Source organism: Aeribacillus sp. FSL K6-8394 (assembly GCF_038008865.1).
GTDB lineage: Bacteria > Bacillota > Bacilli > Bacillales > Aeribacillaceae > Aeribacillus > Aeribacillus composti.
This window is the reverse complement of sequence record NZ_JBBPAA010000001.1, coordinates 1,120,730-1,134,760: the sequence shown is the minus strand read 5'-3', so window position 1 is coordinate 1,134,760 and position 14,031 is coordinate 1,120,730. Positions and strand designations below refer to the sequence as shown.

Genomic DNA, 14,031 nt, shown 5'->3' with positions numbered 1-14,031 from the left:
GTAATACGAATACATGATTATTCGACTCTGATGCATTTTGGAAGGAGATAGATAGAAAATGGCTCAAAAAGGTTTTCATGTAGCAGTTGTCGGAGCAACTGGAGCAGTAGGAACACGAATGATCGAAACATTGGAAAAAAGAAACTTTCCTGTGGAAACTTTAACGTTGTTATCATCCGAACGATCTGCAGGAAAGACAGCTACATTTAAAGGAAAACCAATCACAGTACAAAAAGCGGAACCGGAGAGCTTTGAAGGGGTTAATATCGCTCTTTTCAGCGCTGGAGGAAGCGTGTCGAAGCAGCTTGCACCGGAAGCAGCTAAAAGAGGCGCGGTCGTGATCGACAATACGAGCGCATTTAGAATGGATGAAAACGTTCCTCTCGTAGTACCGGAAGTGAACGAAGAGGATATAAAATGGCATAACGGTATTATTGCCAACCCGAATTGTTCGACGATCCAAATGGTTGTTGCATTGCAGCCGATCCGTAAAGCGTTCGGGCTGAAAAAAGTCATTGTTTCCACTTATCAAGCAGTATCAGGTGCGGGGGCACAAGCGATCCAAGAATTGAAAGAACAGTCTAAAGCGATTTTAGAAGGAAAGCCGTTTGTACCTGAAATTTTACCTGTTAAAAGTGACGAAAAACATTATCAAATTGCGTTTAATGCAATTCCGCAAATTGATAAATTCCAGGAAAATGGATTTACATTTGAAGAAATGAAAATGATCAATGAAACAAAAAAAATTATGCATATGAAGGATCTGGAAGTTGCAGCGACCTGCGTCCGCTTGCCGGTCGTCATCGGGCATTCAGAATCAGTCTACATTGAAATCGACAGGGACGATGTTACTGTAAATGATATTCGCAATGTATTAAGAGATGCGCCTGGCGTTACGCTTGAAGATGATCCGGCAAATCAAATTTATCCAATGCCTGCTTTTGCAGAAGGCAAATACGATACATTTGTAGGCCGAATTCGCAAAGATTTAGATCGGCCAAACGGCTTCCACCTTTGGGTTGTATCCGACAATTTATTAAAAGGGGCAGCGTTAAACTCTGTACAAATTGCCGAAAGTTTAATTAAACTGAAATTAGTATAAGGTGAAAAGAAGAGAGTTGAAGCCATCAGCTCTCTTCTGTTTAGTTATTTTATAGAGGTGAACATCATGAGCATTGTTGTTCAAAAGTTTGGAGGAACGTCTGTCCGTGATGAACAAGGCAGAAGACATGCGTACGAACATATAAAGGAAGCCTTGTCTGAGAAAAAAAAAGTGGTCGTCGTCGTATCAGCGATGGGGAGAAAAGGAGATCCATACGCAACAGATACGCTGATCAGCCTTGTGGAAGGCGGGATCGACACCATTTCCAAACGTGAACAGGATATGTTGCTGTCCTGCGGAGAAATCATCTCTTCTGTCGTATTTACTAGCATGCTAAAAGGAAAAGGAATAAAAGCGGCAGCTTTAAGCGGAGCGCAGGCAGGTTTTTTGACGACAAATGAACATACAAATGCTAAAATATTAGAATTGAAATGTGATCGCCTGCTCGGGCTTCTAGAAACAAATGATGTCGTTGTTGTCGCAGGCTTTCAAGGAGCACAAGCAAATGGAGATGTGACGACAATTGGGCGCGGCGGCAGTGACACTTCAGCAACAGCACTTGGAGCAGCTTTAAAAGCAGAATATGTAGACATTTTTACAGATGTGGAAGGAGTTATGACAGCGGATCCTCGTATTGTTAAGGATGCAAAGCCCCTTTCATTTGTGACGTATACGGAAATTTGCAATTTGGCCTATCAAGGAGCAAAGGTGATTCATCCGCGTGCGGTTGAAATCGCTATGCAAGCCAAAATCCCGATTCGCATTCGTTCCACTTATTCTAAATCGAAAGGAACGATCATCACTTCTCACCATCAGGATAAACTAGGTGCGGACATAAAAGAACGTTTAATTACTGGAATTGCTCATGTTTCCGATGTCACGCAAATTAAAGTAGAAGCAAAAGAAGGGAATTTCCGTTTTCATCAAGAAATTTTTAAAGCGATGGCTACAAGCGGAATTAGCGTCGATTTCTTTAATATTACTCCTAAGAGTGTCATATATACTGTTCATGGGGATGTAACGGATCTTGCTGTTGGAATTTTGAAAGAGATCGGATATGATCCGATGATCACGCGGCATTGTGCAAAAGTCTCAATTGTAGGAGCAGGCATTCAAGGAGTTCCTGGAGTCGCTTCCAAAATCGTTGCTGCTTTATCGGAGGAAGGGATACAAATTTTGCAATCGGCAGACAGCCATACAACAATTTGGGTGCTTGTGAAGGAAAGTGAAATGATTCAAGCAGTTAATGCACTTCATAAAGCGTTTGATCTTGGAAAATAATCGATAAAGGTGTGAGGAACAAGTGGGTATGTTTGGAAGAATTTCAACTGCAATGGTTACCCCGTTTGACAATAACGGGAATATTGATTTTCAAAAAACGGAAAAATTAGTAGAATATTTAATCCATCATGGAACAGATTCAATTGTTGTGGCTGGAACAACGGGTGAATCTCCAACTTTAACAACGGAAGAAAAGCTCGCTTTATTTAAACATGTCGTTTCTGTTGTCAATAAAAGAGTTCCAGTGATTGCAGGGACAGGTACAAACAATACAAGAGCTTCCATAGAACTGACCAAAAAGGCGGAACAAACCGGCGTCGATGCGATTATGCTTGTCACTCCATACTACAACAAACCGAATCAGGAAGGGATTTATCAGCACTTTAAAGCGATAGCAGAAAGCACGCATCTTCCTGTGATGCTTTACAATGTGCCTGGCAGAACATCGTCCTCGATCGCGCCTGAAACGGTTATTCGTCTATCGGAAATTGACAATATCGTTGCGATTAAAGAAGCTAGCGGAGATCTTGATAATATGGCCAAAATTATCGAGAAAACGCCAGATAATTTTGCTTTATACACTGGGGACGACAGCTTAACGCTGCCGACATTATCAATAGGCGGTGATGGCGTCATATCTGTAGCCTCCCATGTTGTAGGAGATGAAATGCAAGAAATGATTCAAGCCTTTTTGTCAGGTGATGTGAAAAAAGCCGGAAGCCTTCATCGAAGACTTCTCCCATTAATGAAAGAACTGTTTAAGGCGCCAAACCCTGTTCCAGTGAAAGCAGCGCTGCAAATAAAAGGTCTGGATGTTGGTCCGGTGCGCTTGCCGTTAGTTCCGTTAACAACAGATGAGCGAACGTCATTAGCCGCTGTGATCCATGAATTAGGCTGATCATCGTGATTAGCCTTTTTTTATTTTAAAAATTCCACTCTGCCCCATTCAAAACAGCTGAGTCTAGCGGCTTAATTTTTCGGATAAGTGTGCCTGATATAAATTAACTTGTATTCCATTTCTTTCATCAGGTATAATATTGCTAAGTGCTTTGGACGGGGATATTTAGGGAGGATCACTAACACTTATGAAAAAAGCTGAAAAAATTCAACTTATTGCTTTAGGAGGGGTTGGGGAAGTCGGAAAAAACCTGTACATCGTCAAAATCGACTCGGATATTTTTATTGTGGATGCCGGCTTGAAATATCCTGAAAACGAGATGCTCGGAATTGATGTGGTGATACCGGATATTACATATTTGCTTGAACGTAAAGATAGGGTTCGGGCCATCTTCTTAACAAATGGCAGATTGGATCGGATCGGTGCGATTTTCTACATTTTAAAACATATCAATGCGCCAGTTTACGGAACGAAATGGACAATTGCCTTGACAAAAGAAAGAATGAAGCAATATTCTGTTACCGCTGATTTTCGCGAAGTGAATATGCGAAAGCCTGTACATTTTCCTCAAGTGACGGTTTCTTTTTTTCGCACATTCTCAAATATTCCTGATTCTATGGGAGTTTGTTTCCATACGTCAATGGGAGCGATCGTGCATACAGGCGATTTTAAATTAGAGCAATCCTCGATCGGAAGTCATTTTCTTGATTTTGGTAAAATGGCGGAAATCGGTAATAGCGGAGTTCTTTGTTTGCTTTCCGACAGTATCAATGCAGAAAGACCCGGCTTTTCTGGTTCCGAAGCTCTTGCCGGAGAAATGATCAACGATGTTATGTATAATTCGCCTGGAAGAGTTGTTGTATCTGTAGCAGAGACGAATATTTACCGAATTCAGCAAATTTTCAATGCCGCAGTTGAGACTGGAAGAAAAATAGCAATTATAGGGAAATCGTTTGCCAAAATTATTGAGCTTGCAAGACAATTACGGTATTTAAAGGCTGACGATGATTTGTTTATTCCGGTGTCGCATTTAAAAAAGCTTGAAAAACAAAACTCTGTTCTACTATGTGCAAGCGATTCATTCGATCCGCTTGCGGAAATTTCAAAAATGGCCAAAGGCATTCACAAGCAACATCATATAACTTCCGATGATACGGTTTTAATTGCTCAGACCCCAACACCCGGACAAGAACTTATTTATTCGAAAACGATTGATTTGCTGTTTCGAGCAGGAGCCAATGTTGTTTCGATTGATAAAAAAGCGTTTTTTTCTGGTCATGGCTGCCAAGAAGAGCTGAAGCTTATGCTACATTTAATGAAACCAAAATACTTTATTCCCGTTCATGGTGAATTTAAAATGCAAATAGCGCATGCTAAAATTGCGCAATCGATCGGAATACGCGAAGAAAACATTTTTTTGCTCGATCAAGGAGATGTGGTTGAATTCACCCCTAAATCTGCCAAAACGGTTACAAAAGTACCTTCTGGAAATGTACTCATTGACGGGCTTGGTGTAGGAGATGTTGGAAATATCGTGCTAAGAGACCGGCGTTTGTTATCTCAGGACGGCATTTTAATTGTTGTTGTTACGTTAAACAAAGAGATGAAAAAAATTGTCGCTGGTCCTGAAATTATATCAAGAGGGTTTGTGTATGTCCGTGAGTCTGAAAGCTTAATTTCCAAAGCTACGAAAATGGTGCATGACACACTGTCGTCTTGTATGGAAGATGTCTCAATGGACTGGTCAACAATGAAACAAAACATTCGCGACGTCTTGAATCAATTTTTATATGAGCAAACGAAGCGCCGCCCGATGATTTTGCCAATTATTATGGAGGTTTAGACAAAAAGCAGGCCGACGAAGCCTGCTTTTTTCTCATGTGCGCCCGGCATGGGTGTAATCTATAGGGTGAAAGTCCCGAGCTGCGAAGGCAGAAGTAGCAGTTAGCTTAACGCAAGGGTGTCCGTGGTGACGCGGAATCTGAAGGAAGCGAGCGGCAAACTTCCGGTCTGAGGAACACGAACTTCATATGAGGCTAGGTATCACTGGGTGAGTTTGCATGACAAAACAAAGCCCTTTCTGCCGAAGGTGATACAGAGTAAATGAAGCAGATGGATGGAAGGAAAGATTACACTCTTACCCGGGGAGGTCTGGCTGGCACGCCAAGTAACCTTGGTAACCTATCTAGTGATAGATAGCTGAACAGTCAGAAGTCAGCAGAGGTCATAGTACTCTTTCAAGCTCGAGATGGAAGAGGAAGGACTGAACAATTAAGGAGAACGAATCGCTAGGCGTTCATCTTCTGTGTGGAAGCAGACAATCCGATAGGACTTACTTGAAGGAGGAAGTGGTGAATCCCACGGGGGACTTCAAGAGGGTGGAGCAGAAGATGGCACAAATAGAAGGATTCGTTCACGTGGAGAGGATATCTAATGTTGATGGAACTGATTTTGTCACGGGAAAATCTCATAGCGGCATTTAAAAGAGTTTTACAGAACAAAGGAAGTCACGGAGTAGATGGCATGTCCGTAAAAGACCTACGAAGACACCTCTACGAAAATTGGGACTCCATTCGACAGTCGTTGAGAGAAGGAACCTACAAGCCCTTACCCGTCCGTCGAGTCGAAATCCCGAAACCGAACGGTGGAGTAAGGCTTCTAGGGATCCCTACCGTGACGGATCGTTTCATCCAACAAGCGATTGCCCAAGTGTTGACGAAAATCTTTGATCCGACCTTCTCGAACCATAGCTATGGTTTCCGCCCAGGTAGAAGGGGACATGATGCGGTTAGGGAAGCAAAGGGTTATATCAAAGAAGGATATCGTTGGGTAGTCGATATAGACCTAGAGAAATTCTTTGACAAGGTGAATCACGACAAACTGATGGGGATCTTGGCGAAAACGATCAAAGATCGAATTCTACTGAAGGTAATTCGCCGGTATCTTCAATCAGGCGTGATGATCAATGGAGTGGTAATGGAAACGGACATGGGAACGCCTCAAGGCGGCCCGCTTAGTCCACTTTTATCAAACATCATGCTTCATGAATTGGATAAAGAGCTTGAGAAACGTGGACATAAGTTTGTTCGGTATGCGGATGACTGTAACATCTATGTGAAAACAAAGAAAGCAGGAATTCGTGTCATGAACTCCATTACGAACTTTATAGAGAAGGAGTTAAAGCTCAAGGTAAATAAAGAGAAATCGGCGGTAGACCGTCCTTGGAAACGGAAGTTTCTCGGTTTCAGCTTCACACTCAATAAGACTCCAAAGGTACGGATTGCGAACGAAAGTGTGAAACGTTTGAAGAACAAGATCCGTGAAATTACATCAAGGTCGAAACCGTATCCAATGGAGAAAAGGATTGAGAAACTGAACAAGTATTTAATGGGATGGTGCGGATATTTTGCCTTGGCAGAAACACCAAGTAAGTTCAAAGAATTTGATGAATGGATTAGACGAAGGCTTCGGATGTGTTTGTGGAAAGAATGGAAAACCCCGAAAACAAGAATTCGGAAACTCAGAGGATTAGGGGTTCCAAGCCATAAAGCATTCGAATGGGGCAATACACGCAAGAAATATTGGCGGATTGCCTGCAGTCCCATTCTACACAAAACCCTCGACAACTCCTATTGGAAGCGTCGAGGGTTAAGAAGTCTATTCGAAAGATATCAAGCACTACGTCATACTTAATTGAACCGCCGTATACGGAACCGTACGTACGGTGGTGTGAGAGGACGGGAGTTAATCGCTCCCTCCTACTCGATTTTTAAAACGGTTTCCTAGCCGTATGAAAAAATGGATTCCGTTCATACTAACATCATAACGGTAAGAAGAAAGGATGATTGGGATGAACGGAAATGCTGATCAACCGACTGTTCAGCCAGTGGAAAAGGGAAGCGAAAATGTAGTTGACAAAATTCAGCAGTTAGGACAAACAAACATTCCGCAAATGGATCAGGAAACAAACATTCATTGTTTGACCATTATCGGTCAAATTGAAGGACATATACAGCTCCCTGCTCAAAATAAAACAACAAAATATGAACATATCATTCCGCAAATTGTGGCGATTGAACAAAATATGAAAATTGAAGGACTGCTCGTCATTTTAAATACTGTCGGCGGCGATGTTGAAGCAGGACTTGCGATCGCTGAAATGCTTGCTTCGCTTACGAAACCGACTGTATCCATCGTTCTTGGCGGCGGACATTCTATCGGTGTGCCCATCGCTGTGTCATGCGATTATTCATTTATTGCGGAAACGGCTACGATGACGATTCACCCGATAAGGTTAACCGGTTTGGTCATTGGTGTTCCGCAAACGTTTGAATATCTTGATAAAATGCAGGAGCGGGTTATTAGTTTTGTAACAAAGCATTCCAATATTACAGAAGATAAATTTAAAGAGCTGATGTTTTCAAAAGGAAATTTAACAAGGGATATTGGAACAAATGTTATCGGTCAAGATGCGGTTAAGTACGGCTTGATCGATGAAATAGGCGGTGTAGGCAGCGCGATGAAAAAATTGAACGAGCTTATTTTGGAAAGAAAGAATGGAAAAGGAGGGGACATCCTTCAATGATTTTATACACGACTGTTCCTGAAGAACTCATTTTTCCATCAGATCAAGAAGCTTTTCAAAAAAGGCACATTATTGAGATGAACGGCATTTCATTATTAATAGAAGAAACGGGAGAAAATCAATGCCAAATCGTCAGAGTGCTTTCAACCAATCCAAACCATTATTTATTGGAATCTGTTTTCCCCGGTCAAAAAGTACCTTTTTTTCGAAGCTAACATTCCTTTTAAAGACAACATCGTTGCTAGCATACCTAAATTCAAGTTTGTATGATATAATATGGACACAAACAGTCGTTCGCAGCCAAATAGTGGCTGCGTTCTTGTTTTACATAATACATAGGTGGGATTAAAGTGGCAAAAGTGAAAAGGAAACGAAAAAAGAGAAAAACAGATTGGCAAAATAAACTAAAATTTGAAATAGCGGGACTTCTGCTATTATCATTGTCGATAATCGCTTTAAGCGAATTTGGATTTGCTGGCAAAGCGCTTGTCTCCTTTTTTCGGTTCTTCGCTGGAGAATGGTTTATTATCTTTTTGCTAGGATTATTATGGTTTTCCATATATATATTTTGGAAAAAGACATTCCCTCATTTTTTAACGAGAAGATGGCTCGGGATCTATCTTATAGTTGGCTCAATTTTAATTCTCAGCCATATGAAGCTGTTTGAAAATTTGTCAAAGGGAGGAGTTTTTGCTTCTCCAAGCGTTATATTGAATACTTGGGAGATGTATTTAAAGGAATTAAACGGGGAGGCAAGCGCTCAAGATCTTGGAGGAGGAATGATCGGCGCCGTTTTTTTTGCTGCATCATACTATTTATTTTCTTCAGGGGGCACCCGAATTATTTCCATTGTCTTGATCATAATTGGTTGCATCTTAATTTCCGGAAAATCACTCGGAAACAGCCTCTCCAAAATTGTTGAGTCCATCGGCCGGATGTTCAAAAAACAATTTTTTGCCTTTGTGGATGATATGAAGAACTTATTTTCCTTAGTAAAAAAACAAAAGAAAAAGCAAAAGAAGCATCGCTCCAATAAGGTTCAGGCTGAAGACGATCAAGAACATGAGGATGAACATGAACATTTAGAAGAAAATACATCTGAACCGATTATTTCCAGTTTTACAGACCATCCGGAAATCGTGACAAATGATAAAAAAGAGCCCGAAAATAATTTAAAGCAGGAACAAATTACGCTTGAAGAAAAGGATGAGCCGATCGCCTTTCAGGAGATGGAAAACAAAGATTATAAATTGCCTCCGATTGATTTGCTGTCTCTTCCAAAATACAGCGGTCAGCATGCCGATAAGCGGAATATTTACGATAATGCGAGAAAACTAGAGCGCACTTTCCAAAGCTTTGGAGTGAAGGCAAAGGTTACCCAAGTACATTTAGGGCCTGCTGTAACAAAATATGAAGTGTACCCGGATGTCGGGGTGAAGGTAAGCAAAATTGTCAGTTTAAGCGATGACCTGGCGCTGGCTTTAGCAGCAAAAGATATTCGGATTGAAGCGCCGATTCCGGGAAAGTCTGCAATTGGAATTGAGGTGCCGAATTCAGAAATTGCGATGGTGTCATTGCGCGAGGTGCTGGAATCCAAAATGAACGATCGCCCTGATTCCAAGCTGCTGATCGGTTTAGGACGTGATATAACTGGAGAAGCTGTGCTGGCTGAACTGAACAAAATGCCGCATCTGCTTGTCGCAGGTGCAACAGGCAGCGGAAAAAGCGTCTGCATTAACGGGATTATTACAAGCATTTTGATGAGGGCGAAGCCTCATGAAGTGAAAATGATGATGATCGATCCAAAAATGGTCGAATTAAGTGTTTACAATGGGATTCCGCATCTATTGGCTCCTGTTGTGACAAATCCGAAAAAAGCGTCGCTCGCATTGCAAAAAGTAGTAAATGAAATGGAAAGAAGATACGAGCTGTTTTCACATACTGGAACGCGCAATATTGAAGGTTATAATGAAATGATCAGAAGGCAAAATTCGCTTTCAAAAGAGAAGCAACCTGAGCTTCCTTTTATTGTCGTCATCGTGGATGAGCTCGCTGATTTAATGATGGTGGCTTCTTCTGATGTAGAAGATTCGATTACACGCTTGTCACAAATGGCCCGTGCTGCTGGCATTCATTTAATTATTGCGACTCAACGTCCGTCTGTTGATGTAATTACAGGAGTCATAAAAGCCAATATTCCATCGAGAATTGCCTTTAGTGTGTCCTCCCAAACCGATTCACGCACTATTTTGGATATGGGGGGAGCTGAGAAGCTGCTCGGAAGAGGAGATATGCTGTTTTTGCCAGTCGGATCATCAAAGCCGATTCGTGTTCAAGGAGCGTTTTTATCAGATGAAGAAGTGGAAAAAGTCGTGAATTACGTCATTTCACAACAAAAGGCGCAATATCAAGAAGAAATGATTCCGAACGAAGATTCCGAGGATCATGGAGATGTTGATGATGAATTATATAATGAAGCGGTTCAACTAGTTGTGGACATGCAAAGTGCAAGTGTATCCATGCTGCAAAGAAGATTTAGAATCGGCTACTCAAGAGCTGCGAGATTAATTGACGCCATGGAAGAGAGAGGGGTAGTCGGACCTTATGAGGGAAGCAAGCCGCGCCAAGTGTTGATTTCTAAAGAAGAGCTGGAGGAACGTTTGTCATAAAAATTTTCGTGTTTTTCATGTAAAAATATTTAAATAACGGGCATACTAAAACTACATTTACTAGAAAGTGAGAGATCGATGGATGGCAAAAGATGCGAAACGTAAAAAAGCAAAAAGCAGTTTGAGCAGCGCCCAAGAAGTCACTTATTCGAGAGCGTTTAAAATGGCTGACAGAGCGGGAGGCTTTTCAGAAAAACATGAAAGCCATTAAAGCATAAAAATGCCAATTATAAAATGCTCCGAACATGTCACCCTAATGGATAGGACATGTTGTGAAAGCAACTGTCTACACCCTCTTTGCGGAGGTGCGCAAAATGGGAAGAGCACATAAGCAAAAAGCGCGTGATAAAAACAAAGCTAAGCTGCCGCAAGTGCCAAAAAATTTGAAGTCAGACGGCAAAAGTATTGAATTTTCAAGAGAGCTTGCCGACAAGGACGATCTTCAAGCATTGGCTCGCTCTGCTGCAGCGGACAAAAGGCAACAGAAAAGAACATAAAGGTTGTTTCAAAAGCTGTGCCTGAAAAAAATGATGAAAGACAACAGAATTCATTTTCTGTTGTCTTTTTAAGTATATGGTATTTTTTTACTTAAAATTGAACAATAAACTGAAACACACAAAAAAGTATTGGGCAACGATCAATAGTGTGTTTTCTCCGAGAATCTGCTAAAGACTTTTTAATTCCTGCATCTTATCGTATAGTATACCCCTATTTATAGATGTCATAAGTTAGCTGATCTGGCTAGAGACATCCCTGATTTTTGTTAAATAATTAACAGTAATTTAATTATGTAAACTTTAAATAATAATTCATTTCGTTATGATTTCCTTCAATATCCTATGATTGATATAATTACTAATAACGTGTTTTTTCATGATTGGAAACAATAACATATAGAAAGCTTTCAGGCTTAGGAGGGATAGAATGGGTTTTTTACAAGAGCAAGTAAGCGAAATAAACGGGATTCAGCTGCATACCGTTTCATCAAATGCTTTTAAAACAAATTCACTCATTTTAAGGTTAAAGGCGCCGCTATCGGAAAAGGATGTAACCATTCGAGCTTTGCTTCCCCATGTTTTGCAAAGAGGTACAGCATCCTACCCATCCACAACTGAATTAAGGAAATATTTGGATGATTTGTACGGTGCAACACTGCAAGTCGATTTAGCCAAAAAGGGAGAAAACCATATCATTACGTTCCGGATGGAAATCCCGAATGAAAAATTTTTAAAAGATAAGACACCTTTATTGGAAAAAGGGATCGAATTGTTGTCCGAAGTGCTTCTTTCGCCTCCTCTGCAAGAAGGGGGGTTCAATCAAAGCATTATCGAACAGGAAAAGCGGACATTAAAACAGCGCATTGAAGCGGTTTATGACGATAAAATGCGTTATGCGAATTTACGTTTAATCCAAGAAATGTGCAAAACTGAGCCGTACCGTCTGCATGTCAACGGAGAGAAAGAGCATATCGATCAAATTTCTCCTCAACAGCTGACAGATTATTATACAAACATGCTGCAGCATGATGAAGTCGATTTATTTGTGATCGGGGATATTGAAAACGAACAAGTGGCTGATATTGTCAGGAAATATTTCCGTTTAACAAAATCCAATCAACAAGCTAGGGCTGAAAGTGTTGAAAAAAAAATTGAGAAGGTTAACGAAGTTATCGAAGAACAAGACATTACCCAAGGGAAATTGAACATCGGGTACCGCACGCACACAACATATAGTGATCATGATTATTACGCATTGCAAGTGTTTAACGGCATTTTTGGGGGATTTCCGCATTCGAAGCTGTTTCTAAACGTTCGCGAAAAGAACAGCCTTGCTTATTATGCTTCCTCGAGAGTGGAAAGCCATAAAGGCTTGTTAATGGTGATGTCAGGAATTGAAATGAAGAACTACGAACGCGCTCTCACGATTATTCATGAACAAATGGAAGCGATGAAAAAGGGAGATTTTACAGATAAAGAATTGGAACAAACGAAAGCGGTGATCAAAAATCAGTTGCTGGAAACAATCGATACCCCTTACGGAATGACGGAAGTGCTGTACCACAATGTTGTTGCGAAAACAAACCGAACTATTGAAGAATGGATCGAAGGGGTAGAAAAGGTCCAAAAAGACGAAATCGTCCAGCTTGCTGAAAAAATTCAACTGGATACGGTTTATTTTTTGAAAGGGGGCAGATCTTTATGATAAAAGAAATTACATTCGATCAACTGAAAGAAACGTATTATTATAAGAAAATGGAAAATGGATTAGATGTTTATGTCCTTCCAAAACAAGGGATTCATAAAACGTATGCGACATTCACCACTAAATACGGTTCTATTGACAATAAATTCGTTCCAATTGGCAAAGAGGAAATCGTTCACGTCCCGGACGGTATTGCTCACTTTTTGGAACATAAGCTTTTTGAAAAAAAGGATGGGGACGTATTTCAACAGTTTAGTGAACAAGGGGCATCGGCCAATGCATTTACATCCTTCACGAGAACGGCATATCTTTTTTCCAGCACGGCAAATGTTGAAAAAAATTTAGAAACGTTAGTAGATTTTGTCCAAAGTCCTTATTTTACTGACCAATCCGTTGAAAAAGAAAAAGGCATTATAGGTCAAGAAATCAACATGTACCAAGACAATCCTGATTGGCGGCTTTATTTTGGACTCATCCAAAACATGTATGAAAGCCATCCAGTACGGATTGACATTGCCGGCACAATTGATTCGATAAATCAAATTACAAAAGAGCAGCTTTATGAATGCTACGAAACGTTTTACCATCCCAGCAACATGCTCCTGTTTGTGATCGGGCCTGTTCAACCGGAAAAAATTATCAAGCAAGTGGAAGAGAATCAGGCAAAAAAAGATTTTAAAAAGCCAACGAATATTGTTCGTGAACAAGTACAGGAAAGAGATGAAGTGTTTAAAACGAGTGAAAAAATTTATATGAATGTCAAGTCGTCGAAATGCTTAGTCGGCTTAAAGGCAAAACATCCTTTCCGAAAAGGGGAAGAGCTGCTTACGCATGAGCTTTCCATGAATTTAATTTTAGAAATGCTTTTTGGCAAAAGCTCAAAGCTTTATTTGGAATTGTATGAAAAAGGGCTCATTGATGATACGTTCAGCTTCGATTATACAGAGGAGTACAGCTTCGGTTTTGCTATGGTCGGCGGCGATACCGACCGGCCGGATGAGCTGAGTGAATATATAAAAGAAGCTCTTATGAAAAGCAAGCAATCGTTATTTACCGATGAGCAGCTGGAAGCCGCCAAAAAGAAAAAAATCGGCTCTTTTTTAAGGGCTTTTAATTCTCCTGAATTTATCGCCAATCAATTTACCCGGTATCAATTTAACGAAATGAATCTGTTCGATGTTGTGCAAGCTTTAGAAAATGTAAACATGGACACGATTGAAGCAGTTTTAAAAGAAGCGATTGATGAAGATTATTTAACAGTTTTCCAAGTTTTGCCGAAATCATAATATTGCGG

At 40.6% G+C, this 14,031-nt stretch carries 12 protein-coding genes; all 12 read left to right on the top strand.

Going from position 1 to position 14,031, the window contains the following annotated elements; all coding sequences use genetic code 11:
• The first annotated feature begins 58 nt into the window (after window positions 1–58).
• The 12 genes from asd to yfmH all read left to right on the top strand — a co-directional run bounded on the left by asd (window position 59) and on the right by yfmH (window position 14,023).
• The gene (gene asd, locus NSR00_RS05180; protein ID WP_340787440.1) at window positions 59–1,102 is read left to right on the top strand and encodes an aspartate-semialdehyde dehydrogenase; all 1,044 of its coding nucleotides are present in this window, start codon (window positions 59–61) and stop codon (window positions 1,100–1,102) included.
• 66 nt (window positions 1,103–1,168) lie between these two features.
• Window positions 1,169–2,383: an aspartate kinase gene (gene dapG, locus NSR00_RS05175; protein ID WP_340787435.1), complete on the top strand. Its 1,215-nt coding sequence runs from the start codon at window positions 1,169–1,171 to the stop codon at window positions 2,381–2,383.
• A gap of 22 nt (window positions 2,384–2,405) precedes the next feature.
• Window positions 2,406–3,281 carry a 4-hydroxy-tetrahydrodipicolinate synthase gene (gene dapA, locus NSR00_RS05170; protein ID WP_094246018.1) on the top strand — a complete coding sequence of 292 codons (876 nt, stop codon included), beginning with the start codon at window positions 2,406–2,408 and terminating at the stop codon, window positions 3,279–3,281.
• Between the two features lie 187 nt (window positions 3,282–3,468).
• The gene (locus tag NSR00_RS05165) at window positions 3,469–5,124 is read left to right on the top strand and encodes a ribonuclease J (RefSeq protein ID WP_340787432.1); all 1,656 of its coding nucleotides are present in this window, start codon (window positions 3,469–3,471) and stop codon (window positions 5,122–5,124) included.
• Window positions 5,125–5,714: 590 nt separating this feature from the next.
• A complete protein-coding gene (gene ltrA / locus NSR00_RS05160) occupies window positions 5,715–6,974 on the top strand; it encodes a group II intron reverse transcriptase/maturase (RefSeq protein WP_340786753.1) in 1,260 nt (419 codons plus the stop codon).
• A 157-nt stretch (window positions 6,975–7,131) separates the two neighbouring features.
• Window positions 7,132–7,866, top strand: a complete 735-nt coding sequence (locus NSR00_RS05155) for a ClpP family protease (RefSeq protein ID WP_066246454.1) — start codon at window positions 7,132–7,134, stop codon at window positions 7,864–7,866.
• Entirely contained in the window at window positions 7,863–8,081 is a 219-nt protein-coding gene (locus tag NSR00_RS05150) for a YlzJ-like family protein (RefSeq protein ID WP_066246452.1), read from the top strand. The genes NSR00_RS05155 and NSR00_RS05150 overlap by 4 nt, the downstream gene beginning before the upstream one ends.
• A 135-nt stretch (window positions 8,082–8,216) precedes the next feature.
• Window positions 8,217–10,535 (top strand): DNA translocase FtsK, encoded by a 2,319-nt coding sequence (locus tag NSR00_RS05145; RefSeq protein ID WP_340787428.1) that lies wholly within the window; start codon window positions 8,217–8,219, stop codon window positions 10,533–10,535.
• An 82-nt stretch (window positions 10,536–10,617) separates the two neighbouring features.
• On the top strand, window positions 10,618–10,746 hold the full coding sequence (locus NSR00_RS05140) for a YfhE family protein (protein ID WP_311066216.1): 129 nt from the start codon (window positions 10,618–10,620) through the stop codon (window positions 10,744–10,746).
• A gap of 103 nt (window positions 10,747–10,849) precedes the next feature.
• A complete protein-coding gene (locus tag NSR00_RS05135) occupies window positions 10,850–11,032 on the top strand; it encodes a YfhD family protein (RefSeq protein WP_063386722.1) in 183 nt (60 codons plus the stop codon).
• 427 nt (window positions 11,033–11,459) lie between these two features.
• A complete protein-coding gene (gene yfmF, locus NSR00_RS05130; protein ID WP_340787426.1) occupies window positions 11,460–12,737 on the top strand; it encodes an EF-P 5-aminopentanol modification-associated protein YfmF in 1,278 nt (425 codons plus the stop codon).
• The gene (yfmH, locus tag NSR00_RS05125; RefSeq protein WP_339209902.1) at window positions 12,734–14,023 is read left to right on the top strand and encodes an EF-P 5-aminopentanol modification-associated protein YfmH; all 1,290 of its coding nucleotides are present in this window, start codon (window positions 12,734–12,736) and stop codon (window positions 14,021–14,023) included. Before yfmF ends, yfmH begins: the two co-directional genes overlap by 4 nt.
• The last annotated feature ends 8 nt before the right edge of the window (window positions 14,024–14,031 follow it).